Origin of the sequence: Pantoea sp. GL120224-02, assembly GCF_900215395.1 — a bacterium.
Lineage (GTDB): Bacteria > Pseudomonadota > Gammaproteobacteria > Enterobacterales > Enterobacteriaceae > Pantoea > Pantoea communis.
This window is the reverse complement of record NZ_OBEC01000001.1, coordinates 40,360-63,927: the sequence shown is the minus strand read 5'-3', so window position 1 is coordinate 63,927 and position 23,568 is coordinate 40,360. Positions and strand designations below refer to the sequence as shown.

Genomic DNA, 23,568 nt, shown 5'->3' with positions numbered 1-23,568 from the left:
CTGGGTGTTTACGGTTCATTGGTGAAAAGCGTTTAACCACCGCTTTTCGTTGCCTGTCAGGCCTCGTTGCTCTCTGGCACAGCCGTAGAAGGCTGATCACCATCCTGCAGCGGCGCTGGCAGGTTCATCATTTTCGCCAGCAGGCTGGCCAGCTTAAAGCGCATTTCCGGACGACGGATGATCATGTCGATCGCGCCTTTTTCGATCAGGAACTCACTGCGCTGGAAGCCCGGTGGCAGTTTCTCACGCACGGTCTGTTCGATAACGCGTGGACCGGCAAAGCCAATCAGCGCTTTCGGTTCAGCAACGTTCAAATCGCCCAGCATCGCGAAGCTGGCAGACACACCGCCCATGGTTGGGTCGGTCAGCACGGAGATGTACGGCAAGCCGCGTTCCTGCATTTTCGCCAGCGCTGCGCTGGTTTTTGCCATCTGCATCAGCGACTGTAACGCTTCCTGCATACGGGCACCGCCACTGGCAGAGAAGCAGATCAGCGGGCAGTTATCTTCCAGTGCCTGCTCAACGCCACGCACAAAGCGCGCGCCAACCACAGAGCCCATTGAGCCGCCCATAAAGGAGAACTCAAAAGCCACCGCCACCACTGGCATACCGTGCAGGGTGCCTTTCATGGCGATCAGAGCATCTTTCTCACCGGTGTCTTTCTGCGCGGCAACCAGACGATCTTTGTACTTCTTAGAATCGCGGAACTTGAGCAGATCCTTCGGTTCCAGCTCGCTGCCTAATTCAACCAGAGAACCTTCATCCAGCATGGTGTGCAAACGCTCACGGGCGTGCATGCGCATGTGGTGGTCGCACTTCGGGCAGACCTCAAGGTTACGCTCCAGTTCGGCGCGGTACAGCACCTGACCACAGCTATCGCATTTGGTCCAGACCCCTTCAGGGATACTGGCTTTGCGTGTTGGCGTGGTGGTGCTTTTATTCAGTATGCGTTCAATCCAGCTCATTGATGACCTTTCTGTTTAATGCTGACCTGGTCCAGTCTTCTTGTGACTGCTGAAATCACCTTCAGCAGGCCGTAAATGTCGCTCATTAAACCACAACCCGTTCACGCTGTGGATAAAAATCTGGTGACAGCCTTACTGTGGCTTCTGCTGACGTGCCTGACGGCGATGGCGCCATACTTCAATCACGCCTGGCAAAATTGAGACCACAATGATGCCAACAATCAGCAGTTTTAGGTTCTCCTGTACCACCGGCAAATCACCAAACAGGTAACCGGCATAGGAGAACAACAGCACCCACAGCAGTGCGCCCGTCACGTTGAAGAGCGCAAAGTGGCGATAAGACATGTGTCCCATCCCCGCCACAAAGGGGGCAAAGGTTCGCACGATTGGTACAAAGCGCGCAAGTATAATGGTTTTGCCACCGTGGCGATCGTAGAAGGCGTGGGTCTTATCCAGATAGCTGCGACGGAAAATTTTCGAGTTCGGATTGCTAAACAGCTTCTCACCGAACAACCGACCAATAGTGTAGTTCACCGCATCGCCGAGGATGGCAGCAACCACCAGCAGCGTGACCATTAAATGCACGTTGAGATCGTTACCCGGCAGTGCCGCTAGCGCGCCAGCAACAAACAGTAACGAATCCCCTGGCAGGAAAGGTGTGACCACCAGGCCGGTTTCGCAGAACAGGATCAGGAACAGAATGGCGTAAATCCAGACGCCGTACTGCGCCACCAGTTCGGCTAAATGCACATCAATATGGAGAATAAAGTCGATCAAAAAGTGGATGAATTCCATAATGTTCCGGCTCCCAAACATCCTTACTCATTTAAATTAATCTGCGAGGAACAACGGTCCCAACGCAGGCTGAGGTAACGCAAAGTGAGATGGGTAATCCACCGCCACCAAATACAACCCCTCGGCTTTAGCGGTCGCTGCCGCCAGAGTACGATCTTTTGCCGCCAGCAACTCAGCCATCCAGCTTTCCGGCTGGTTGCCGCAGCCAATTTCCATTAGGCTGCCGACAATATTGCGCACCATGTGGTGCACGAACGCGTTGGCTTTGATATCGACAATCACATAAGGTCCGTAACGTGTGACGTTAAGGTGCATCACGTTGCGCCACGGCGTGCGCGACTGGCACTGCACCGCACGGAACGAGGTAAAGTCGTTCTCGCCAATTAAACACTGACCGGCACGCTGCATTTTCTCGACATCCAGCGGATGATAAAAATGGGTGATGCCGTTGCCAAGAATCGCCGGTCGCAGCCGCTGATTGAAAATCACATAGCGGTAACGACGCGCGGTGGCGCTAAAGCGGGCATGAAATTCCTCCGGCACCGCTTTCACCCAACGTACCGCGATGTCATCCGGCAGGTTGGCATTGACGCCCAGCGTCCAGGCGCTGTCGGCGCGCTGCGAGGTGGTTTCGAAATGCACCACTTGCCCGGTACCGTGCACACCGGCATCCGTGCGTCCGGCGCAGAACACCACCACCGGGTGATTCGCCACTTTCGACAGCGCTTTTTCCAGCTTTTCCTGCACGCTGCGCACTTCGTTCTGTCGCTGCCAGCCGTAGTAACGGCTGCCGTCGTACTCAATGCCTAACGCCAGCTTAAATGTCGTTTCTTCAGACAACATTAATAGAAGTACTCCTGCACCAATTTCTCAGCGGTTTTTACCGCCATCAGTGCGCCGCCGAAACGAACGTTGTCAGCCACGGACCAGAATTGCAGCAGCTCAGGGAGACCGTAATCATTACGCACATTGCCAATGCTCAGCGCATCATTGCCTGATGCATCGCTGACGGGCGTCGGATATTCACCGTCCTCACTGAGGTTGATGTCATCAGCACGCGCCAGTTCATCTCGCGCTTCTTCGGCTGACAGCGGACGTAAATTTTCGACATGCACAATCTGCGTGTTGCCGTAAAACACTGGCGCCTGCACGCTGCTGACGGCAATTGGCAAGCCTTCGTCCTGCAGCACTTTGCGCACCTGATCCACCAGACGACGTTCACTCTCCACGCTGCCATGGCTATCCGCTAACTGCGGCAACAGGTTGAACGCCAACTGACGACCAAAATAGTGCTCATCTGCCGGTACACCATTCAGCAAACGTGCGCTTTCGCCCGCCAGGCCATCCACTGCCGCTTTACCGTGGCTGGAAACCGACATCAGATTGGTCACCTGCAAACGGCTTAACCCCGCCGTATCCACCAGCGGTTTGATAGCGCTTAACAGCTGGCTTACCAGCGCATCGGCCACCGTCACGATGTTGCGATTGCGATAATCGGCCAGCACCTGCGGGTTCACATCAGGCACCACCAGCGGGACATCCGGCTCCAGCGCGAACAGATCGCTGCTGTCGATCACCAGGCAACCCTGGCTTGCGGCTTCATCCGCGTAACGCGCGGAAGCTTCACGTCCGGCAGCGAAAAACGCCAGCTGCGCCTGCGTCCAGTCAAATTCAGCCGCATCCTGCACGCGCAGGGTGCGACCATCAAAACGCACACTTTCACCGGCGCTGTTTTCGCTCGCCAGCAGATACAATTCACCAACCGGGAACTGGCGTTCTGCCAGCAATTCCAGTACAGCGTTCCCTACTGCGCCTGTTGCGCCCAATAGCGCAATATTCCAGCCGTCAGACATGTTGGTTTACTCCAGACAATGACATAAAAACAGAAGGCGGTGATGACACCGCCTGACATTTAAGACTTTTCCCGCGCGAAACGCAGGGGATTGATTTAACTTTACAAACTGGCGCGGAAACCGAGCTTTTCCAGCATCGCGGCGCTATCGGCATCATCACATTTCACCTGCAGTGATGACCATTCACGACGCTCTTCATACTGCTTGCGCAGGCGATCAAATTCGCCCGGTTTGGCAGCCACTTTTCGCAGTGGCGCATCGTCGCGGCGCACATCATACACCAGGTGCACCAGTCGTTTCAGCGTTGGCTGATCGAGCTTGCCGTGCAGCGTAATGGTGCCAAATTCCGGTGCAGGCAGCAGACTCTCCAGCGCCACCTGTTGCGGCTGACCGATAAACGCGCACCAGGCTTCAAATACTTGTGTGGTGCCGCGCGCTTTGCCTTCCAGCGTATAGCCGGCGATATGTGCCGTGGCGATATCGACTTTGTCCAGCAGATCGAGGTTCAGATCCGGCTCCGGCTCCCACACATCCAGCACCACGCTGAGGTCGCTGCGCATTTTCATCACTTCAAGCAGCGCGGCGTTATCCACCACCGGGCCACGGCAGGCATTGATCAGAATGGTGTTGGGTTGGAGTGCCATCAGCAGTGCCATATCGGCCAGGTGCCAGCTTTTATAGGGGCCGTCTTTAAATAGCGGCGTATGGAAGGTCAGAATATCGGCCTGCGCCACCAGCTCATCCAGCGTGTGGAACGTTTCCTGATCGCCACGATCCGCACGCGGCGGATCGCACAACAGGGTTTTCACCCCCCAGGCTTCAAGACGTTTTTGCAAACGCCCCCCTACATTGCCCACGCCGACAATACCTACGGTACGATCGCGCAGTTCAAAACCATCGCGTTCGGCCAGCAGCAGTAAGGAGGAGAACACATACTCCACCACCGCAATTGCGTTACAGCCGGGTGCCGCCGAGAAGGCGATTCCGGCGGCCGCCAAAGAACCATCGTCCACATGATCAGTGCCAGCCGTGGCGGTGCCAACGAACTTCACCGGCGTACCGGCCAACAGCGCCGCATTCACTTTAGTCACCGAGCGCACCATCAGTCCGCTGGCATCCTGTAACTCTGCTTCGGGTAACGGACGTCCCGGCACGGCCAATACTTCACCCGTGCGACTGAAGAGTTCACGAGCGTAAGGCATGTTTTCATCGACGAGAATTTTCACTGCGGCGGTCCTGTCTGCTGATGCGTTTTGAGGCGCGTATTCTTACATAAAGCCGGGGATTAACCTAACCGGCTGCGATAGCGATCCGGCGTGGTGCCGGCCTGCTGCTGGAACATCACAATCAAGGCTGATGACGAGCTATAGCCCAGTTCGTGTGCAATGCCTTGCACGCTGCACCCCTGCTCCAGCAGCGCAATGGCACGCAAAAACCGTAAACGCTGGCGCCATTCGCTGAAAGACATCTTCAACTGCTGCTGACAACGTCGCGCCAGCGTACGCTCGGTGGTGAACACCCGCTTCGCCCATTGTGCCAGCGTGGTGTTATCACCGGGATTTTCTTCCAGCGCGCGCAAAATAGGCGCGAGAAATTTGTCGTCCGACAACGGCAAATAGCTGGTGTGCACCGGTGCCTGACGCAGACGATCAATCAAGACTTCACACAGTCGCCAGTCCGCTTCCGTTTGAGGCTGCTCCAACTCACGCTGTGCAAAATCATTCATGATGGCGTGCACAATCGCATCGACGTGCAGTAAACAGGCATTGTCGGGCATCTCCGCACAGAGATCGGCGGCGAGATTGAAGGTGCGGAACTGGGCATGGCAATGGTTATAGCTGCTGTGGCGCTGTTCTGGCGGGATCCAGATCGGCATATCAGCGGGCGTTAATAACCGTTCCCCCTCCACTTCCATCTCCAGCACGTGGCTGGTGACAAAAATCACCTGACCCCAACTGTGCAGATGCGGGAGATATTCAGTTTTCGCATTAGCCTGCTCGTAGCGCATAAAATAGCGCAGTAGCGGCGCATCAATCGGCGGCTGATACTCGATCTGTAAATTCATTCTGTCCGGTCACTAACGAATATTGTCCGATTTTAACTATCTGAACAAAACCGGTCAAATGTAAACTATTCGCGATTAAACTCAGGAGTCGTACGATGAATTTACTGTTTCCGTTGATTGCGGTGATGATCTGGTCGATCAACACCATTGTCAGCAAACTCTCTGCCGGGAGCATCGATCCTGCCGCCATCTCCTTTTATCGCTGGCTGCTGGCGCTCATCGTGCTGGCCCCCTTCAGCCTGCCCGGCGTGTGGCGCCATCGCCATGCCGTGAAGGCCAATCTGTGGCGATTATTGATCCTCGGCCTGTTGGGCATGGTGCTTTATCAGAGTCTCGCCTACTATGCCGCCCACAGCGTGTCGGCGGTGATGATGGGTATATTGGGTGCCACGATTCCGCTACTGACCATTCTGCTCAGCCTGTTCGTTTTACGCCTTGCGCCGACGCGCGGCATTTTGATCGGCGGCCTGTTGTCCTTTGCCGGTTTAGTATGGTTGGTGAGTGAAGGGAATCCAGCTCAGTTGCTGAATCAGCGTCTGGGCAACGGCGAGTTGATGATGCTGGCGGCTTCCACCTCGTATGCGCTTTACGGTGTGCTGACCAAACGCTGGGCGATCCCTCTGCCGACCTGGCAGAGCCTGTACGTGCAGATTTTCTTTGGTGTGTTGCTGTTACTGCCTGGATTCTTGCGCGCACCGGACGTCACGCTGAACTTGCATAACATTCCGCTGGTGCTGTTTGCCGGGCTTTTCGCGTCCATTATCGCGCCGTTCTTGTGGATCCTTGGTGTGCAACGTCTAGGTGCCAGTACCACCACCATTTTTATGAATTTTGTGCCCGCGTTTACCGCCATCATTGCCGTGATGTTCCTGCATGAGCAACTGCATGCCTATCACTGGATTGGCGGTGGCATGACGTTAGTGGGTGTGATTCTGGCACAACGCCTGAAAACACCGCTGCGCAAGCCACGTGAACGTACCGTTCAGCTCAGCGAAAGCTGATGATGATGCGCAGCCCGCCCAGCTGCGGGCTGCGATCCAGCAGCAACTGCGCACCGTGCCAGGCACAGATATCTTTGACCAGCGCCAGCCCGATGCCCGCACCGGGCTGGCTGGCAGTATCCAGGCGACCAAACGGCTGCAATGCCTGATGCTGTTGTGCCGCGCTAATGCCCGGTCCGCTGTCCTCAATTTCCAGCTGCTTCTCCCGCAATCTCGCCGTGACGATCCCGCCTTCTGGCGTGTATTTAATCGCATTGTCCAGCAGGTTGGCACAGAGTTCGGCCAGTAATAAGCCATCGCCTTGCACCACACAGGGAATGTCGCCTTCAAATCCCAGATCGATGTGTTTGTGGCGCGCGCCGGCATAGCTGCTGAAACATGCCTGTTCCACAATTTCATTCAAACTGACCCGAGAAAAAGGCTTGTCCTCACCGTGCCGGGCTTTGATTTGCGCCAGCTGCAACAGCCGATCGGTAAGTTGCACCGTATCGTTGAGCGTACGGCGCATGCCGAGCAGACTTTCGCGCCACTGCGCAGGATCATCACTGTTGAGCGCAACGCCAACCTGGGTTTTTAAAATGGTGAGCGGCGTACGCAGTTGGTGTGAAACGTCGGCACTAAAACGTTCCTGTCGTGCCAGCAAACCGCGCAGTCGTTCCAGATGCCGGTTAAAGGCAATAATTAACGGCTGCAATTCCGACCAGGGCAATAGCGACGGCAAAGGCGTCAACTCACCTGGCGCACGTCGTAGCATGATGCGCGATAATCGGCGCAGCGGCCGCAACACTTTGCGTAATAACAGGCTGGCTAACAGCAGGGTAATCAACACCAGAAAGCTTTGACTGATCAACGCGGTGCGCAATAATCCTTCCGCAAACCCATGACGAGAATTCAGGGTTTCCGCCACCAGAACCAGCGCCATCCCCTCTACGCCCTGCTCGTTTACCGGTTGCCATAACGCCGCAATACGAATCGGCTGCTTACGATAGCTGCCATCGTAAAAGTGCACTAAAGCGGGATAGGCTTCAGAAAGCGGCGCATTGCGCGGTAAAGGGGGCAGATCGGGATAACCTGAAAGAGTTTTGCCTTGCGGTGAAATCACCTGATAGAACAACTGATCGTTCATGTTGCGCTCAAAGCTGTCGAGTACCACCCAGGGCACATCCACCTCCAAATGGTTCTGTCGCACCACCAGCCTTTCTGCCACCGTGCGTGCCGAGGCGAGAAGTGAACGATCGTAGGCCTGATTCGCCGCCTGCAGCGCACTCTGGTAATGGGTATAAACCGACAACCCCCACAGCAACATCAACGGAGCGCCCAACCACAGTAGCAGTTCACCACGCAGTGAATGGCTCAGGCGCACGGCTGGCACTCCAGACTGTATCCCAGCCCACGTAGCGTCACGATGGCAACATCGCTGCCCTGCAGCTTTTTCCGCACCCGATGCACATACAGTTCAATGCTTTCCAGGCTGGCTTCATCGGTTAAGGTAAAGGTCTGTTCATAAAGATGCTGGCGTGACACCGGACGTCCAGGGCGTTGCATCAAAGTCGAGAGCACGCTGGCTTCACGCGGGGTGAGCATCAACGGTTTATGATTCAGCAGAAAATAGCCTTCGCCGTCGCGCTCCAGCTGGCCCACGGTCTGCGATTGCGCAGTCTGCCCCTGGCTGCGACGCAACAGCGCCCGCAGGCGCGCTTCCAGCTCATCCAGTTCAAAGGGTTTAGTGAGATAGTCGTCCGCGCCCGCATTGAGGCCCTGCACGCGCTGTTCCAGCGCACTTTTAGCCGTGAGCAACAATACCGGCGTGGTTTGCCCACGCTTACGCAAACGCGCCAGCACCGCCAGACCATCCAGCCGTGGCAGTGATACATCCAGCACCACCACCGCATAGTCTTCGCTCTGCAACACATGGTCTGCCGCCAGGCCATCCGCAACCCAATCCACGGCAAAACCTTTCTGTGTCAGCGCTTTTTGCAGCCAGCTGGCCAGGTCAACCGTATCTTCCACCAGTAAGAGACGCATATCACATCCTGATACTTTTCCCGAGCACTGAAAGGTAAATGAAAGGTTACACCATTAACAATTCAGCAACGCCGAATGTTCGGCAGTTGTCACACTCTGGAAGCATGAATGGAGCGAATAATGAAAAAAATCTTACCCCTCGCCCTCGCCTCAACCCTCGTGGCTTTGTCGATCTCTTCTGCGCTGGCAGAAGCGCCAGACCGGACAGAATGTATCGCCCCCGCCAAACCCGGCGGTGGCTTTGATCTGACCTGTAAATTGATTCAGGTTTCCATGCAGGAAACCGGCGAAATCAGTAAACCGATGCGCGTGACCTACATGCCCGGCGGTGTGGGAGCGGTGGCTTACAACGCCATCATTGCTCAGCGCCCCGCCGAAGCAGGCACGCTGGTGGCCTTCTCCGGCGGTTCGCTGCTCAATCTCTCTCAGGGCAAGTTTGGCCGCTATTCAGAAAGTGACGTGAAGTGGCTGGCTGCCGTCGGCACCGATTATGGCATCGTCGCGGTACGCAATGACGCCCCATGGAAAAACCTTGGTGAACTGATGGAAGCCATGAAGAGCGATCCCACCAAAGTGGTGGTCGGCGCAGGTGCATCGATCGGGAGTCAGGACTGGATGAAAACCGCCCTGCTGGCTCGCGAAGCGGGCATCGACCCACGCAAGATGCGCTATGTCGCGTTTGAGGGCGGTGGCGAGCCGGTAACGGCTCTGCTTGGCAACCATATTCAGGTGGTCTCCGGGGATATGAGCGAGATGGTGCCACATTTGCAAGCCGGCAAGTTGCGCGTGCTGGCAGTGATGTCTGACAAACGCTTACCGGGTGAACTGGCGAATGTGCCGACCGCCAAAGAGCAAGGCTATAACGTCGAGTGGCCGATTATTCGCGGTTATTACCTTGGTCCAAAAGTGACTGACGCGGAATATCAGTGGTGGGAAGACGCGTTCAAAAAATTGGTGACCACCAAAGAGTTTCAGCAACAGCGAGATATGCGCGGACTGTTTGAGTTCAACATGTTCGGCAGCGAGCTGGATGCCTACGTGAAAAAACAGGTGGCTGATTATCGCGAAAAAGCCAAATCCTTTGGCCTGGCCAAATAAAGGAGTCGATGATGAGCGATCGTATCTTCGCCGGTATCTGGCTGCTGCTGTGCATTGCCGGGCTGTTTATTGCCTGGCAAATCCAGAGTGAATACAGCTATGAACCGGTCGGCCCACGCCCTTTCCCGATGCTGCTGCTGGGATTAATGGCGATTTGCGCCGTGATGATGTTACTGCGCAAACCCGATCTGGTGCAGTGGCCTTCCGCCACCACACTGAAAAAGTTAGTGCTGATGTGCGTCATGCTGATGGTATATGGCTGGCTGTTTGAGCGTCTGGGTTTTGCTGCATGCACCACGCTGCTGACCTTTGGCATTGGGCTGTTGTTTGGCGCGCGCTGGTGGGCGGCTGCGGTGTCCGGTGTGGTGATGGGCATAGCACTGTTTTATGCCTTTGACCGCCTGCTCGATGTCACCTTGCCCGTCGGCAGCTGGTTCAATTAACGGGAGTCTCACATGGATACCTGGTCTTTTCTGATGCAAGGGTTTGCCGTCGCGATGACGCCGGAAAACCTGATGATCGCACTCATCGGCTGCTTTATTGGCACCATTGTTGGCCTACTGCCCGGACTCGGGCCGATTAACGGTGTCGCGATCCTGATGCCGCTGGCGTTTGCTCTGCACTTACCTGCCGAGTCCGCGCTGATCCTGCTTGCTACGGTCTACATCGGTTGCGAGTACGGTGGTCGTATCTCCTCTATTTTGCTTAACGTGCCAGGCGATGCCGGGGCAATCATGACCGCGCTGGATGGCTACCCGATGGCGCAACAGGGCAAAGCTGGCGTGGCCCTGTCGATCTCAGCAGTGAGTTCATTTATTGGATCCACGATCGCCATTCTCGGCATTATTCTCTTTGCCCCTATATTGGCCAACTGGTCACTGGCCTTTGGTCCGGCGGAGTATTTCGCGCTGATGGTGTTTGCGATTGCCTGTCTGGGCAGCATGATGAGCCACAATCCGTTGAAATCGTTTTTAGCCGCGCTGATCGGTTTGGGTATGGCCACCGTTGGCGTCGATGCCAATACCGGCGTCTATCGTTTCACCTTCGACAGCGTGCACCTCTCCGACGGTATCCAGTTTGTGGTCGTGGTGATCGGACTGTTTTCTGTCAGTGAAATACTGCTGATGCTGGAATCCACCAGCAGCGGGCAGAAACTGGTTCGCGCCAGTGGCCGCATGATGTTCAACATGAAAGAAGCGGCGCAGGCAACCGGTGCTACCTTGCGTTCCTCCTTTATCGGCTTCTTTGTTGGCGTACTGCCCGGCGCCGGTGCCACCATCGCCAGTGCCATCGCTTATATGAGCGAGAAAAAAATCAGCGGCAGCGACCAGTTTGGTAAAGGGGATATTCGCGGCGTGGCGGCACCTGAAGCGGCCAACAACGCCTCGGCTTGTGGCTCCTTTATTCCGATGCTGACGCTGGGTATTCCGGGCTCCGGCACCACGGCGGTGATGGTCGGTGCGCTGACGCTGTACAACATCACACCCGGCCCGGCGATGTTTACCGAACAGCCGGATATCGTCTGGGGTCTGATTGCAGCATTGCTGATTGGCAACGTCATGCTGCTGATCATGAACATCCCGATGATCAACATCTTCGCCCGCATGCTGACCATCCCGCTGTGGTTCCTGGTACCCGCCATCGCCGCGATCTCTGCAGTGGGCGTTTACGCCGTGCACAGTACCACTTTTGATCTGTTGCTGATGGTCGGACTGGGTATCTTTGGCTATATCTTGCGTAAAATGGATTTCCCGATGTCGCCGCTGATACTGGGCTTCGTGCTGGGAGAGATGCTGGAGCAAAACCTGCGCCGTGCGCTCTCCATCAGTAACGGCAACCTGCCGATTCTATGGGAAAGCCTGATCTGCAAAGTGTTGCTGGTGTTGGCGATCGCTGTCCTGATCGTGCCGCCACTGTGGAAACGCTGGCGTCGTAAGCGTCTCAAACTGGCTGAAGCTGAATAAATCCAGAACTGACGCGATTTCCCCTCACTGCCCCCGTGGATTTCCCGGGGGCTTTTGCTATCATATGGCCTCTTTTTTCCGGCGCACCCGGATCTGACCTCGTTTTTCAAGGATTCCGCCATGCAACCTCTCAGCGGTCCCGGTGTGCCTGCGGGCGATCGTTCAACGCTCACTAATGCGACTGGCCCAACTCGTCCTGGCGGACCGGCGGGCGAACAGCCGCTCTCCCCTGCCCAGCGCACCACGCTGGAACGTCTGATTGTGCGCATCATGTCACTCAGTACCTTGAAAGCCCCGGAATTGTGGGCTGGCGTACGCCATGAAGTAGGCGTGAAGAATGATGCTGAGCTGCAATCGCGTCATTTTCCTGCTGCCGAACAGCATTTGAATGGGCGTCTGACCCAGGTACAGAACAGCCTTGCCACACGTCAGCTGTTGCAGCAGCTGCTGGAAAAGCTGCCGCAGGGCAATAATCGCCAGGCGGTGAGTGATTTTATTCGTCAGCAATTTAACCAAACGGTGCTGAGTGCGCTGTCGCAAGACCAGTTACATCAGGTGCTGACCATGCTGCAAAATGGGCAGATGGCGATCCCGCAGCCGCAGCAAACGCGCGCGTCCGATCGCACGCTGCTGCCAGCTGAACAGCAATCGCTGAATCAACAAGTTACGCGCCTTGCGGCCACGACCGGCGAATCACCGGTCAAGCTGCTGTCTGAAGCGCTGAAACTGGTCAATCTGAAGAGTGGCGATCCAATTCCCTCTCGCCACTTCCCGCTGCTGACACAATATTTGCAGGTACGTCAGACATTGGGTCAACACAGCGCACCGACCTTACAAATGCTGGAAACTTCGCTGAAGCAGCCGCTGACACATGACGAGCAACGGCTGCTGGAGGATTATAGCCAGCAGCGTTTCCAGGCCACGCCGCAGACGGTACTGACGCCCGCGCAAACGCAAGATCTTATCAACTTGCTGTTTAGCCGCCGCGTCGAGAAAACGCTGGAGCAGCCGCACGCCGCCAGTGATTTACGTCCGCAGCCGATCTGGTCGCCGTGGATTGAGATTTTGCCGCGTCCGCTGGCACAGCGCCCGGCACTGACATTGATTCTGGGCCTGGCACTGTTCTTCTTTTTACTCTGGCTGTTCCTGTAATTTAGCAGCCACAGTGCGCGCCGGATGCGGCCTGTGGCCACTCGCCCGGAGACGTTCCCCACGTTAATGGATGCCCATCGCGCTTCCAGAAATCCAGTCCACCGATCAACTCTTTGACCTGAAAACCCAGCGAAGCCAGTTTCCATGCCGCTTTCGTTGAGCCGTTGCAGCCGATGCCATCGCAGTATGTGATATACACCTTACTGCGATCCAACTGTGCAGTGGAGTCGGCATTCATAGTGCGATGCGGAAACGAAATCGCCCCGGTGATGTGCCCCGCCAGATAGACATCAGTGGATCGCGCATCAACCACCACTATCGCATTGACGCCTTGCGCCAGATCCTCTGCCAAATCCCAGGCATCGGTGTAATAACTCAGTTTGTGCTGCAGATACGCCACGCTTTCCTGAGGATCCGCAGGAGGGAAGAGTAAGACTGATGACATCGCATTCTCCTTGTGTAATTTTCCCTGAGTTTACGGCAAAGTGGTCTGCAATCTGATACCAGTTTCGCCACAGTGATAAGACCACCATGCGCCACTCTTTTTTAGCCTTGTTTAATCACACGTCATCCGGCGGCTTACGTGAACGTTTATGCCATACGCTACGTGAGGCCATAACCCGCGGCCATTTGCACCATCAACAACGCTTACCCTCCAGCCGTCAGTTAGCCGAGGATTTATCATTGTCGCGAGTGACGGTGGAAGCCGCTTATGCGCAGCTGGAGAGTGAAGGCTATCTGGAGAGACGGGCGGGTCGGGGTACTTTTGTATCGATTGCAATGCCTGCACGGGCGGCGACCACACCCGCACAGGGTTCACCCCGATTTTCCCGACGCGGCGAGCAGATCCTGGCGACAGGTGGCTGCCAGGATCCGCCCTTCCCCCATGCGTTTGCCGCCGGTTCGCCTGAATTACGCGCTTTCCCGCATACCCAATGGCGCCGGATCAGTAACAGCGTGCAGCGCTCGCTGGGCAGCCAGGTGATGGGTTATGGCGATCCACTAGGCTTTATGCCGCTTCGTGAGGCGGTGGCGGATTATCTGGCGTTATCACGCGGGGTGCGCTGTGCTGCCTGGCAAGTCGTTATCCTAACCAGTTCACAGCAGGCCCTGCAGTTACTGGCGCTGATGTTACTGGATGCCAATGATGAAGTGTGGCTTGAGGAGCCTGGCTATCCCGGCGCGCGTAACGCTTTCCTCGCTGCGGGTGCACACTGCCGCGCGATGCCGTTGGATAGCGAAGGCGCGATGCCGCTTGAAGGAGACGCGAGGCTGGTTTATCTGACGCCGGGACATCACTATCCCACCGGTACCGCGATGAGCCTTGCCCGCCGCCTGCAGTGGCTCGACTGGGCGCACCAGCAGCAAAGCTGGTTAATTGAGGATGATTACGACAGTGAGTTTCACTATGACGATCGCCCGCTTCCCGCCTTACAGGGATTGGAGGATAACAGCCGGGTTATCTGCCTTGGCACTTTTTCCAAAACGCTCTTCCCTTCCCTGCGGCTGGCGTGGATGGTCGTGCCGCCAACACTGGTAGATGCCATGGGTCGCGCCCGTAGCATTCTGGATGGGCACAGCGCGCTGTTGCCACAAGCGATTACCGCTGAGTTCCTCCAACAAGGCCATTTTGCCAGCCACCTGCGGCTGATGCGCCAGCTTTACCACAGCCGCCGCGACCGATTGCTGGAGCAGATCAACACGCGCCTGCAGCCGTGGTTGACGCCGCTACAGGCGTCTGGCGGGCTACAGCTGACGGTAGCATTGCATCAGGGTGAGGAAGCACAGCTCACGCAACAGGCCAGGGAAATCGGTCTGCTGCTGCCACGTCTGTCGCCGTTGTACAGCAACAGTCAGCCGCAATCGGGCTGGCTGCTGGGCTTTGCCGCGCTGACGCCAGGTGAGATTGTCAGCGCCTGCGATAAGCTGGTTACGCTGTTGTCGCGCTACGCGCAAACGACCAGGTGACGAGAATGCCCAGGGCTGCGCAGCAGGCACCGGCAAGGTAGACCGAGCCATAACCCAACGCCGTGGCGAGCAGGCCGGTCAGTGGGCCGCTGGCACCGTAAGCGATATCCTGGAAAGCGGAGAAACCGCCCAGCGCCGTGCCACGAATTTGCGGCGAGACACGTTTGATCACCTCGACGCCGAGCGCCGGGAAAATCAGTGAACAGCCGCAGCCGGTGAGCGCGGCGCCTACCAGCGCCATCCAGCCAGAGCTTGCACACGCCAGCACCAGCAAACCGGCAGTTTCCACCAGCAGCGAGATCATTGCGACGCGGACGCCACCGTGACGATCCGGCAGGCCGCCAAAGAACACGCGCACCAATACAAAAGCACAGCCAAATGCGGTCAGGGCAAAACCGGCATTGCCCCAGTTTTCTGCGGCAAAATAGAGCGAGGTAAAAGTGCCGATCACGGCGAAGCCGGTGCCCTGTAACGCCAGCGCGATGCCGGGTTGAAAGATGGTTTTCACCACGCTGAACAGAGAAGGACGTTCGCCACCCACCACCGGCACTTTACTGACCCAGCTATTGATCGCCAGCGAGAGCAGTGGCAACAGCAGCGCGACAGCACCGAGTGCCGCGAATCCGCCATGTTGATTGATCAACAAACCCAGCGGTGCGCCCGCCGCCAGCGATCCATAAATCGCCATACCGTTCCACGACATCACCAGGCCGGATCGTTTGCTTCCCACCAGCCCCATGCCCCAGGTCAGATTGCCGGTGAGCAGCAAGCTTTCACCAAATCCGAGTAACAAACGCCCCACTGCCAGCAAACCAAATTTTGCCCACGGCGAAACCGGCAACAACGCCGCGGCCAGATACGCCACACCCACCAGCGCGATGGCGATCATACCGTGTTGGGTGGTGAGCTTCGCGCCGTGCTGATCGGCTCGGCGTCCGGCGAAGCTGCGCGTCAGCAACGTGGCGAAGAATTGAATGCCCACCGCGACGCCCACCATCAGGTTGCTCATGCCCAATTCCTGATGCACGTACAGCGGGATAACCGGGAGCGCCAGGCCTGCGGTTAAGTAAGTGAGAAACACCGCAAAGGATATGCAACCCAAAGGCAGCACAGATTGCGTCTGCGTATCAGCAGCCGTGGTCATGATGGTATGAACTCCTTGTTCAGAGCATGCGCGACAGGCGACAACCCAACACACGCTTACGTCCTGGGTCCGGACGAAAACGGGTTATTTGGTTCATAACGTGCGCAAACGATTATTTTATTTCAGGCAAGATGGGATGAGTGTAGGCAAGCGGCGGGTGAATTGTCAAAAACAACAGGGGCCGGATAGACCGGCCCCTGGAAAACGGTGATCACGCTATTAAGCTGGCAGCTTACGCATGGTTAAGGTGGCGTTGGTGCCGCCGAAACCGAAGCTGTTGGACATCACGGTGGTCAGCGCTTTTTCAGTCGGCTGCGTCACGATGTTCAGGCCTTTACCCGCTTCATCAATCTCTTCGATGTTGATGCTTGGTGCGATGAAGCTATGCTCCAGCATCAGCAAGGTGTAGATCGCTTCCTGCACGCCCGCTGCACCCAGTGAGTGACCGGTCATGGCTTTGGTAGCAGAAATGTACGGTGAGTTGTCACCAAACACTTCGCGAATCGCACCCAGCTCTTTCACATCACCGACAGGTGTAGAAGTACCGTGGGTGTTGAGGTAATCGATTGGGGTATCAACGCCCTGCATCGCCATCTTCATGCAACGCACTGCGCCTTCGCCTGATGGTGCCACCATATCAGCACCGTCAGAGGTCGCGCCGTAGCCAACGATTTCTGCGTAAATGTGTGCGCCACGTGCCAGAGCATGTTCCAGCTCCTCAACCACCACCATGCCGCCGCCGCCAGCGATAACGAAACCATCACGGTTCGCATCATAGGTACGGGAAGCTTTTTCTGGCGTCTCGTTGTATTTGGTAGACAGTGCGCCCATCGCATCGAACTCACAGGCCATTTCCCAGCTCAGCTCCTCGCCGCCGCCAGCAAACACGATGTCCTGTTTGCCCAACTGAATCTGCTCGACCGCGTTACCGATGCAGTGTGCGGAAGTGGCACAAGCAGAGCTGATTGAGTAGTTCACACCGTGGATTTTGAATGGGGTAGCCAGACAAGCTGATACACCTGAACCCATGGCTTTGGTCACCACATAAGGGCCAACGGCTTTCAGACCACGCGGGCCACGCATCGCATCGGCACCGAAGACCTGGTAACGCGGAGAACCACCGCCTGAACCGGCAATCAGACCCACGCGTGGGTTGTTCTGATACTGCTCGTCAGTCAGGCCGGAATCCTGAATCGCTTCTGCCATAGACAGGTAAGCGTAGATTGAAGCATCACTCATGAAACGCACGATTTTGCGATCGATGAGCCCGTTGGTATCCAGTTTGACGTTGCCCCATACGTGGCTGCGCATACCGATATCTCTCATCTCTTCAGAGAAAGTGATACCCGAACGGCCTTCACGCAGAGAAGCCAGCACTTCTTGCTGGTTATTACCAATGCTGGAAACGATACCCAGGCCAGTAATCACTGCACGTTTCATTCAATAGTCCTCATTCCACTTCTTTTGGATTGACGTGCACTCTAGCTTACAGTTGTAAGCCGAACAAGTCCGATCAGCCATTTCCTTTTGTAAATTTGCGTCATGTGACGGCAGTCGTTAAAATCGCGCCACTGCCTGAAAAACGAGCCTTTCCCGTGAAATTAGCCCCGGTTGAACACGCGCAATTAAACTGGAATGATCAGGGTACACCTGTTTCCCGAGCATTCGATGACGTCTATTTCTCCAACGACAACGGGTTGGAGGAGACGCGCTATGTTTTCCTCAACGGCAACCAAATTCCTGTCCGTTTCGCTCAACATTCACGCGATATTTTTATTGTCGCGGAAAGCGGTTTTGGGACGGGTCTGAACTTTCTTACCTTGTGGCAAGCGTTCGATCGCTTCTGTAGCGAACATCCCGACGCGACACTTAAGCGACTGCACTTCATTAGCTGCGAAAAATTCCCACTGACGCAAACCGATCTGGTCGCAGCGCACGCACACTGGCCTGAGCTGGCGCACTGGTCAGAACAGTTACAGCAACAGTGGCCACAGGCGCTGCCGGGTTGCCAGCGTTTACTGTTCAACAACGGTAAAGTCACGCTCGATCTCTGGCTCGGTGATATTAACGCGCTAATTAATACCTTTGATGACAGTCTCAATGCTCAGGTGGATGCATGGTTTTTAGATGGTTTTGCGCCGTCTAAAAATCCGGAGATGTGGACGCCGGAACTGTTCGCCGCCATGGCCCGTCTGGCCCGGCCGGGTGGGACGCTGGCGACCTTCACCTCGGCAGGCTTTGTCCGTCGGGGATTACAGGAAGCAGGTTTTACCGTGGCTAAGCGCAAAGGCTTTGGTCACAAACGCGAAATGCTAACGAGCGTAATGGAGCAGGTTGCTGCCCTGCCCCATAGCCAACCGTGGTATGCCCGCCCTGCGGCTCGCACTCAGGAAGTGGCGCTGGTTGGCGGTGGCGTGGCGAGTGCCGTACTGGCGCTGGCGCTGTTGCGCCGGGGCTGGAAGGTGACGCTTTATTGCGCGGATGCAGCACCTGCGCTCGGTGCTTCCGGCAACCGTCAGGGCGCACTTTATCCGCTGCTCAATCAGCACGATCCCGCTCTCGCCACGTTCTTCCCTGCGGCGTTCACCTTTGCCCGCCGTTTGTATGACCAGCTACCGGTGATGTTCGAGCATGACTGGAGCGGTGTATTGCAACTCGGCTGGGACAGTAAAAGTGCCGATAAGATCGCCCAAATGCTGGAGATGGGATTGCCGCATGATGTGGCGTACGGCGTAAGTCAGGAGGACGCGCAGCAATTAGCGGGCGTCGAAACCGGTAGTGGTGGCATTTTCTATCCTCAGGGCGGCTGGCTCTCTCCGTCGCAACTGACCAGCAACCTATTGGAGCATGCGCAAACGCTGGGTTTACGCCTGCACTGGCTGCATCGCGTCACCACGCTGGAAACCACGACTGAGGGCTGGACCCTGAACTTCAGCGAGCAACCCTCGGTAAATCATCAGCAGGTGGTGCTCGCCAATGGCCATGCGCTGCTGGAAATTGAGCAAAGCAAAGACTTGCCCGTTTATGCGGTGGCGGGTCAGGTCAGTCATGTGCCGACCAATCCTAAGCTGGGCGCGTTAAATACCGTACTCTGCTATGACGGCTATCTCACGCCAGTCAGCCCGAATTTCAGCACCCACTGCATCGGGGCCAGCTACCATCGTGGCGATACCACAACCGATTTCCGTGCTGACGATCAGCAGGAAAACCGCCAGCGCCTGGTGAACTGTCTGCCGGATGCAGAGTGGCCACAGCAGGTGGATATCAGTGATAACGAGGCGCGTGTTGGCGTGCGCTGCGCCACGCGCGATCACTTACCGATGAGTGGCAGCGCGCCTGATTACGCCGCAACGCTGGTGCAATATGCTGATTTGCCGGGGCAACGAGCACGGGGTGAAACCCTTGCCGATGCACCGGTTCATGCCGGTTTATTTGTGCTGGGTGCGCTGGGTTCACGCGGCTTGTGCAGCGCGCCGCTGGCGGCGGAAGTACTGGCGGCACAGATGAGTGGTGAGCCGCAACCGCTGGATATCACCACGCTGGCGGCATTGAATCCGAATCGTTACTGGGTAAGAAAATTGCTGAAAGGTAAGAAAGCGGGACGCTAGGATGGCGGGGCGAGCGGCCGCCCCGACTTATCAGGCGGTCTGACGCGCCTGCTGGAACAAATTATCCCACATGCCAATCACCAGCGCCTGATCGCGTGGTGACAGTTCACCTGCGGCAATCGCATTTTGCAGGCTGTTGGTCACATGGATTTGCAGCGCTTCTGGCGTGTGCTCACCGCTGATTTCAATCTCAGCCACCGCCAGGGTCAGATGACCACGCAGATAGCCACCGGCAAACAGCTCGTCGTCACTGGCGTGATCAACCATATCGTCAATCAATGCCAGGATGCGGGATTCGAATTCTACGATCATCGTCTTGTTCCTTATTGCCCTTGATACGCCGCGCCGCTACTGCGCTGGCTTCACGCTCTTGCCCCGTTACACGCTGGTTCGCGTTCCCGGGGGTCGTTCATTCGCCGTTATGCTGCAACGCGGGTGACTTTGGGTCATTAATAATATGTTTGCGAATCACAGATCTTCCGGCCACGGGAAGTGTGCCGCCGTCAGCGCTGGCGTACCGTAATAGCTGGCTAACGCATCGATAAAACGTGCCGGACGTGCCGGGATACCCTGCTCAAAATAAGTCATCACCTGAGCATGGACCTTGCGCTGGAACGCGATACGATCGGGTTCACAATCGCCTTCGAGGTTGTCACAGCTGACATTGAAGGGAAAGCCCGCCGCGACACAGAACAGCCACTCCAGCGCCTGTGGCTTGACTTCCACTGACTCGAACTGACTTTGCGTTTGCGCATCCCGCCCATCCGGGCAGTACCAATAACCAAAATCCACCAGCTTGCGGCGCGCTTCACCGGCAATACACCAGTGAGAAATTTCGTGCAGCGCGCTGGCGTAGAAACCGTGAGCAAACACCACGCGGTTCCACGGCGATTCCTCATCCGCTGGAAGATAAATAGGTTCGTCATCACCTTTAATTAGACGGGTCTGAAAGTCTTCAACAAAGCAGCCATCAAAAATATCCACCAGCTGCTGGTAATGATGTTCTGTACTCATAATATTTTAATCTTTAAAAAAATTAGCGCCATTGTCGCATTGGCAGCCGTTCTTGACGAGTACTGCTTTACAGCGTGGCTATCCACGCCAGCAACGCGCTGCCATGGCTATCCCACAATAATTTGGCGCTCATCACAGCGGATACAGTCACCACCATCGGGCGGATCAGCTTCTGACCCCGGCTCAGCACCAGTCTGGCGCCGATACGCGCGCCCACGAATGCGCCAATCAACATGATCACGCCCGTGCCCCACACTACCTTTCCGCCGAACATAAAGAACAGCAGACTGCCGAAATTGGAGGTGAAATTTAGGACTTTGGCGTGGGCGGTGGCCTTGGCAAGATTGAAGCCACACAGCGTCACAAACGCCAATGCATAGAATGAACCGGCACCCGGACCAAAAAAGCCGTCGTAAAAACCGACGCAACCACCGCCGACCAGCGCAAAAGCGATCCCCTGCAGGCGATGCTCACGGTCCGACTCGCCCAGCCGCGGCATTAACAGGAACCATAAACCGATGCTGATCAGCAGGAGCGGCAAAATCTGTCGTAGTACATCCGCCTGGATATGCTGAATCAGCACCGTGCCACACACCGCACCGATAAAGGTCATGGCAATGTTCAGCCGCTGTTCGCGCAGATTCACCGCGCCGCGACGCACAAAGTAGAGGCTGGCAGAGAAAGATCCGCCCACCGACTGTAACTTATTGGTGGCTAAAGCCTGAGCAGGAGAGAGTCCCGCAGCGAGTAATGAAGGAACGGTGAGTAAGCCACCGCCGCCGGCGATGGAGTCGATAAACGCTGCCAGCACCGCAACCAGAAACAACACGCCCAGCAATAGTGGGCTAACAACAAAGAGGTCCATTTTTTTCTCGTAAAGTTAACCCGACCATTCTTATTGCAGGCTGGGCATCCGTGCTCTCTCCTGGTCTCACACATATCTGTGTCTGGGAGAGAGAACGTTGCCAATACTGCTGCAACAGGAAGCGTCACGGCTAGAGTAAATGACGATCCAATAGTGCCTGACAGGATGGCGGCAACGGCGGCGGCGTTTTCTTCACAGGCGGCGTGCTACCCGGTTTTTTCGGCAGGAACCAACTGTCTAACTCTGCACCACAACCATCACCCGGCGGCGGTGCAGCCTGATCTTCACACTCCAGACTGCCTGCCGGACAGCGCAGACGCACGTGCATGTGGGCACGATGGGCAAACCACGGCCGCACTTTATTCAGCCACGCGCGGTCGCTTCCGGCATCCGCACAAAGCTGCTTTTTAATCGCCGGATTGACAAAGATACGTGTCACTTCATTATCTTTCGCCGCCAGCTTGATCAGGCTGTCGATCTGCGGCTGCCAATGACGCGCAATCACTTGCTTATCATCCGGTGCCACCAAATCCAGTGGCTGTGGCTTCAGCAGCTGCTGCGCCGTCCAGCGGTTTTGCGGCAGCTGCAACCAGATATCGACATCCAACCCGGTTTGATGGCTGGCATGCCCACTGCTGAAGCGCCCGCCGGCCGCCATGCCCATATCACCAATCAACATCTGCCCCAGCTGCAGTTGATGCACCTGGGTACTGAGACGCTGAATAAAGGCAATCAGATCGGGATGGCCGAAATAACGCCGCTGATCCTGACGCATGACCTGATAATTGGGTGAATTGAGTGGCAGTTGCTGTGCACCGACAATACAGCCGTTGGCGAACCCGCCAATCGACTGTGGGCTGCCAGCAATCGGCTGATGGATTTGCTGCCAGGGCGTGGCAGCAAACGCGGCCGCACTGCACAACAGCGCGACAATGGTGGTGAGCAGGCGGCGCATCCGTGGCTTACCAGCGCGGAACGCTGCTGTTGACGTCACCGTTCTGCGCACGCTGGCGCAGCAGGTGATCCATCAACACAATCGCCATCATCGCTTCGGCAATCGGTACCGCACGAATGCCCACGCACGGATCGTGGCGACCTTTAGTAATCATCTCCACTTCTTCGCCCTCACGCGTGATGGTTTTACCCGGCACGGTGATGCTGGAAGTCGGTTTCATTGCCAGGTTCGCACTGATGGTCTGGCCGCTGCTGATGCCACCCAAAATGCCACCCGCGTGATTGCTCTGGAAACCGTCGGCACGAATCTCATCGCGATGCTGGCTACCGCGCTGGTTAATCACTGCGAAACCGTCACCGATTTCCACGCCTTTTACCGCGTTGATGCTCATCAACGCATGAGCCAAATCGGCATCGAGACGATCAAATACCGGCTCGCCCAGTCCCGGTGGCACGTTCTCTGCCATCACCGTGACTTTAGCGCCGATCGAGTCGCCCTCTTTCTTCAGGCCGCGCATCAGTTCATCCAGCGCTTCCAGCTTCGAGGCATCCGGGCAGAAAAACGGGTTCTCTTCAACGATGCTCCAGTCTTTCAGCTCGCAGGTTACATCACCAATCTGTGCCAGATAACCACGTACCTGAATGCCGTGCTTCATTTGCAGATACTTTTTGGCAATCGCACCCGCCGCCACGCGCATCGCGGTTTCACGCGCAGAGGAACGGCCACCGCCGCGATAGTCGCGCAGGCCATATTTTTGCTCGTAGGTGTAATCCGCATGGCCGGGGCGGAACAGATCTTTGATTGCGCCGTAATCCTGTGAACGCTGATCAGTATTTTCAATCAGCAGGCCGATAGAGGTGCCGGTGGTGACGCCCTCAAACACGCCGGACAAAATTTTCACCTGATCCGGTTCGCGGCGCTGGGTGGTGTAGCGCGATGTGCCCGGACGGCGGCGATCGAGATCGTGCTGAATATCCGCTTCCGTAAGAGGAATGCCTGGCGGCACGCCATCAACGATGCAGCCCAGCGCAATACCATGCGACTCGCCAAAGGTGGTTACGCGAAAAACTTGTCCAATGCTGTTACCGGCCATTGT

The 23,568-nt window shown here is 56.4% G+C and carries 23 protein-coding genes; 7 read left to right on the top strand and 16 right to left on the bottom strand.

Features of this window, described 5'->3' with window-relative positions; all coding sequences use genetic code 11:
- Positions 1–56: 56 nt before the first annotated feature.
- The 6 genes from accD to CRO33_RS00300 form a co-directional block, all read right to left on the bottom strand.
- Positions 57–965, bottom strand: a complete 909-nt coding sequence (gene accD, locus CRO33_RS00325; protein WP_034825118.1) for an acetyl-CoA carboxylase, carboxyltransferase subunit beta — start codon at positions 963–965, stop codon at positions 57–59.
- A gap of 132 nt (positions 966–1,097) precedes the next feature.
- On the bottom strand, positions 1,098–1,760 hold the full coding sequence (locus CRO33_RS00320) for a DedA family protein (RefSeq protein WP_097116568.1): 663 nt from the start codon (positions 1,758–1,760) through the stop codon (positions 1,098–1,100).
- Positions 1,761–1,796: 36 nt separating this feature from the next.
- A complete protein-coding gene (truA, locus tag CRO33_RS00315; protein ID WP_097116567.1) occupies positions 1,797–2,603 on the bottom strand; it encodes a tRNA pseudouridine(38-40) synthase TruA in 807 nt (268 codons plus the stop codon).
- Positions 2,603–3,613, bottom strand: coding sequence for an aspartate-semialdehyde dehydrogenase (locus CRO33_RS00310; protein WP_058962341.1), 1,011 nt, complete (start codon positions 3,611–3,613; stop codon positions 2,603–2,605). The genes truA and CRO33_RS00310 overlap by 1 nt, the downstream gene beginning before the upstream one ends.
- Before the next feature lie 101 nt (positions 3,614–3,714).
- Positions 3,715–4,839: a 4-phosphoerythronate dehydrogenase PdxB gene (gene pdxB, locus CRO33_RS00305; RefSeq protein WP_097116566.1), complete on the bottom strand. Its 1,125-nt coding sequence runs from the start codon at positions 4,837–4,839 to the stop codon at positions 3,715–3,717.
- Between the two features lie 59 nt (positions 4,840–4,898).
- Complete coding sequence (locus CRO33_RS00300; protein ID WP_097116565.1) at positions 4,899–5,678, bottom strand: AraC family transcriptional regulator; 780 nt, start codon at positions 5,676–5,678, stop codon at positions 4,899–4,901.
- Positions 5,679–5,773: 95 nt separating this feature from the next.
- On the opposite strand from CRO33_RS00300, the gene CRO33_RS00295 reads away from it, so the two are divergent.
- Positions 5,774–6,679: a DMT family transporter gene (locus CRO33_RS00295; RefSeq protein ID WP_097116564.1), complete on the top strand. Its 906-nt coding sequence runs from the start codon at positions 5,774–5,776 to the stop codon at positions 6,677–6,679.
- Here CRO33_RS00295 and CRO33_RS00290 read toward each other — a convergent pair.
- The gene (locus tag CRO33_RS00290; RefSeq protein WP_097116563.1) at positions 6,666–8,042 is read right to left on the bottom strand and encodes a sensor histidine kinase; all 1,377 of its coding nucleotides are present in this window, start codon (positions 8,040–8,042) and stop codon (positions 6,666–6,668) included. The genes CRO33_RS00295 and CRO33_RS00290 overlap by 14 nt on opposite strands.
- Complete coding sequence (gene tctD / locus CRO33_RS00285) at positions 8,033–8,704, bottom strand: transcriptional regulator TctD (RefSeq protein ID WP_097116562.1); 672 nt, start codon at positions 8,702–8,704, stop codon at positions 8,033–8,035. The genes CRO33_RS00290 and tctD overlap by 10 nt, the downstream gene beginning before the upstream one ends.
- A 120-nt stretch (positions 8,705–8,824) precedes the next feature.
- Here tctD and CRO33_RS00280 point away from each other — a divergent pair, with 120 nt between their 5' ends.
- The 4 genes from CRO33_RS00280 (at position 8,825) to flk (ending at position 12,918) form a co-directional block, all read left to right on the top strand.
- Positions 8,825–9,802, top strand: a complete 978-nt coding sequence (locus CRO33_RS00280; RefSeq protein WP_097116561.1) for a Bug family tripartite tricarboxylate transporter substrate binding protein — start codon at positions 8,825–8,827, stop codon at positions 9,800–9,802.
- An 11-nt stretch (positions 9,803–9,813) separates the two neighbouring features.
- A complete protein-coding gene (locus CRO33_RS00275) occupies positions 9,814–10,245 on the top strand; it encodes a tripartite tricarboxylate transporter TctB family protein (protein WP_058962348.1) in 432 nt (143 codons plus the stop codon).
- Between the two features lie 12 nt (positions 10,246–10,257).
- Positions 10,258–11,766, top strand: a complete 1,509-nt coding sequence (locus CRO33_RS00270) for a tripartite tricarboxylate transporter permease (RefSeq protein ID WP_097116560.1) — start codon at positions 10,258–10,260, stop codon at positions 11,764–11,766.
- A 120-nt stretch (positions 11,767–11,886) separates the two neighbouring features.
- On the top strand, positions 11,887–12,918 hold the full coding sequence (gene flk, locus CRO33_RS00265) for a flagella biosynthesis regulator Flk (RefSeq protein WP_097116559.1): 1,032 nt from the start codon (positions 11,887–11,889) through the stop codon (positions 12,916–12,918).
- A gap of 1 nt (position 12,919) precedes the next feature.
- On the opposite strand, the gene CRO33_RS00260 is transcribed toward flk, so the two are convergent.
- Complete coding sequence (locus tag CRO33_RS00260; RefSeq protein WP_097116558.1) at positions 12,920–13,363, bottom strand: rhodanese-like domain-containing protein; 444 nt, start codon at positions 13,361–13,363, stop codon at positions 12,920–12,922.
- An 86-nt stretch (positions 13,364–13,449) separates the two neighbouring features.
- Here CRO33_RS00260 and pdxR point away from each other — a divergent pair, with 86 nt between their 5' ends.
- A complete protein-coding gene (gene pdxR / locus CRO33_RS00255) occupies positions 13,450–14,886 on the top strand; it encodes a MocR-like pyridoxine biosynthesis transcription factor PdxR (protein WP_097116557.1) in 1,437 nt (478 codons plus the stop codon).
- Here the strand turns inward: pdxR and CRO33_RS00250 are convergent.
- Together CRO33_RS00250 and fabB are read right to left on the bottom strand one after the other, a co-directional pair.
- Positions 14,849–16,030, bottom strand: a complete 1,182-nt coding sequence (locus CRO33_RS00250; RefSeq protein ID WP_097116556.1) for an MFS transporter — start codon at positions 16,028–16,030, stop codon at positions 14,849–14,851. The genes pdxR and CRO33_RS00250 overlap by 38 nt on opposite strands.
- A gap of 219 nt (positions 16,031–16,249) precedes the next feature.
- Entirely contained in the window at positions 16,250–17,470 is a 1,221-nt protein-coding gene (gene fabB / locus CRO33_RS00245; protein WP_034825147.1) for a beta-ketoacyl-ACP synthase I, read from the bottom strand.
- Between the two features lie 155 nt (positions 17,471–17,625).
- Here fabB and mnmC point away from each other — a divergent pair, with 155 nt between their 5' ends.
- Positions 17,626–19,638 carry a bifunctional tRNA (5-methylaminomethyl-2-thiouridine)(34)-methyltransferase MnmD/FAD-dependent 5-carboxymethylaminomethyl-2-thiouridine(34) oxidoreductase MnmC gene (gene mnmC / locus CRO33_RS00240; RefSeq protein ID WP_097116555.1) on the top strand — a complete coding sequence of 671 codons (2,013 nt, stop codon included), beginning with the start codon at positions 17,626–17,628 and terminating at the stop codon, positions 19,636–19,638.
- A 30-nt stretch (positions 19,639–19,668) separates the two neighbouring features.
- Here mnmC and CRO33_RS00235 read toward each other — a convergent pair whose 3' ends face one another.
- From CRO33_RS00235 to aroC, 5 genes are all read right to left on the bottom strand, one after another.
- On the bottom strand, positions 19,669–19,950 hold the full coding sequence (locus CRO33_RS00235; protein ID WP_034825151.1) for a YfcL family protein: 282 nt from the start codon (positions 19,948–19,950) through the stop codon (positions 19,669–19,671).
- Between the two features lie 156 nt (positions 19,951–20,106).
- Complete coding sequence (locus tag CRO33_RS00230) at positions 20,107–20,652, bottom strand: elongation factor P hydroxylase (RefSeq protein ID WP_034825153.1); 546 nt, start codon at positions 20,650–20,652, stop codon at positions 20,107–20,109.
- Between the two features lie 67 nt (positions 20,653–20,719).
- Positions 20,720–21,517 carry a sulfite exporter TauE/SafE family protein gene (locus CRO33_RS00225; RefSeq protein WP_034825156.1) on the bottom strand — a complete coding sequence of 266 codons (798 nt, stop codon included), beginning with the start codon at positions 21,515–21,517 and terminating at the stop codon, positions 20,720–20,722.
- A gap of 130 nt (positions 21,518–21,647) precedes the next feature.
- Complete coding sequence (gene mepA, locus CRO33_RS00220) at positions 21,648–22,472, bottom strand: penicillin-insensitive murein endopeptidase (RefSeq protein WP_097116554.1); 825 nt, start codon at positions 22,470–22,472, stop codon at positions 21,648–21,650.
- A gap of 7 nt (positions 22,473–22,479) precedes the next feature.
- Entirely contained in the window at positions 22,480–23,565 is a 1,086-nt protein-coding gene (gene aroC, locus CRO33_RS00215) for a chorismate synthase (protein ID WP_097116553.1), read from the bottom strand.
- Between the last annotated feature and the right edge of the window lie 3 nt (positions 23,566–23,568).

Bases quoted from the DNA above. Each gene is read 5' to 3' on its own strand.
- CRO33_RS00275 (WP_058962348.1), top strand. From the start codon at position 9,814: ATGAGCGATCGTATCTTCGCCGGTATCTGGCTGCTGCTGTGCATTGCC.
- CRO33_RS00235 (WP_034825151.1), bottom strand. From the start codon at position 19,950: ATGATCGTAGAATTCGAATCCCGCATCCTGGCATTGATTGACGATATG.
- CRO33_RS00225 (WP_034825156.1), bottom strand. From the start codon at position 21,517: ATGGACCTCTTTGTTGTTAGCCCACTATTGCTGGGCGTGTTGTTTCTG.
- accD (WP_034825118.1), bottom strand. From the start codon at position 965: ATGAGCTGGATTGAACGCATACTGAATAAAAGCACCACCACGCCAACA.
- mepA (WP_097116554.1), bottom strand. From the start codon at position 22,472: ATGCGCCGCCTGCTCACCACCATTGTCGCGCTGTTGTGCAGTGCGGCC.
- aroC (WP_097116553.1), bottom strand. From the start codon at position 23,565: ATGGCCGGTAACAGCATTGGACAAGTTTTTCGCGTAACCACCTTTGGC.
- CRO33_RS00295 (WP_097116564.1), top strand. From the start codon at position 5,774: ATGAATTTACTGTTTCCGTTGATTGCGGTGATGATCTGGTCGATCAAC.
- CRO33_RS00270 (WP_097116560.1), top strand. From the start codon at position 10,258: ATGGATACCTGGTCTTTTCTGATGCAAGGGTTTGCCGTCGCGATGACG.
- CRO33_RS00230 (WP_034825153.1), bottom strand. From the start codon at position 20,652: ATGAGTACAGAACATCATTACCAGCAGCTGGTGGATATTTTTGATGGC.
- pdxR (WP_097116557.1), top strand. From the start codon at position 13,450: ATGCGCCACTCTTTTTTAGCCTTGTTTAATCACACGTCATCCGGCGGC.
- CRO33_RS00260 (WP_097116558.1), bottom strand. From the start codon at position 13,363: ATGTCATCAGTCTTACTCTTCCCTCCTGCGGATCCTCAGGAAAGCGTG.
- tctD (WP_097116562.1), bottom strand. From the start codon at position 8,704: ATGCGTCTCTTACTGGTGGAAGATACGGTTGACCTGGCCAGCTGGCTG.
- CRO33_RS00310 (WP_058962341.1), bottom strand. From the start codon at position 3,613: ATGTCTGACGGCTGGAATATTGCGCTATTGGGCGCAACAGGCGCAGTA.
- CRO33_RS00300 (WP_097116565.1), bottom strand. From the start codon at position 5,678: ATGAATTTACAGATCGAGTATCAGCCGCCGATTGATGCGCCGCTACTG.
- flk (WP_097116559.1), top strand. From the start codon at position 11,887: ATGCAACCTCTCAGCGGTCCCGGTGTGCCTGCGGGCGATCGTTCAACG.
- CRO33_RS00280 (WP_097116561.1), top strand. From the start codon at position 8,825: ATGAAAAAAATCTTACCCCTCGCCCTCGCCTCAACCCTCGTGGCTTTG.
- CRO33_RS00250 (WP_097116556.1), bottom strand. From the start codon at position 16,030: ATGACCACGGCTGCTGATACGCAGACGCAATCTGTGCTGCCTTTGGGT.
- truA (WP_097116567.1), bottom strand. From the start codon at position 2,603: ATGTTGTCTGAAGAAACGACATTTAAGCTGGCGTTAGGCATTGAGTAC.
- CRO33_RS00320 (WP_097116568.1), bottom strand. From the start codon at position 1,760: ATGGAATTCATCCACTTTTTGATCGACTTTATTCTCCATATTGATGTG.
- fabB (WP_034825147.1), bottom strand. From the start codon at position 17,470: ATGAAACGTGCAGTGATTACTGGCCTGGGTATCGTTTCCAGCATTGGT.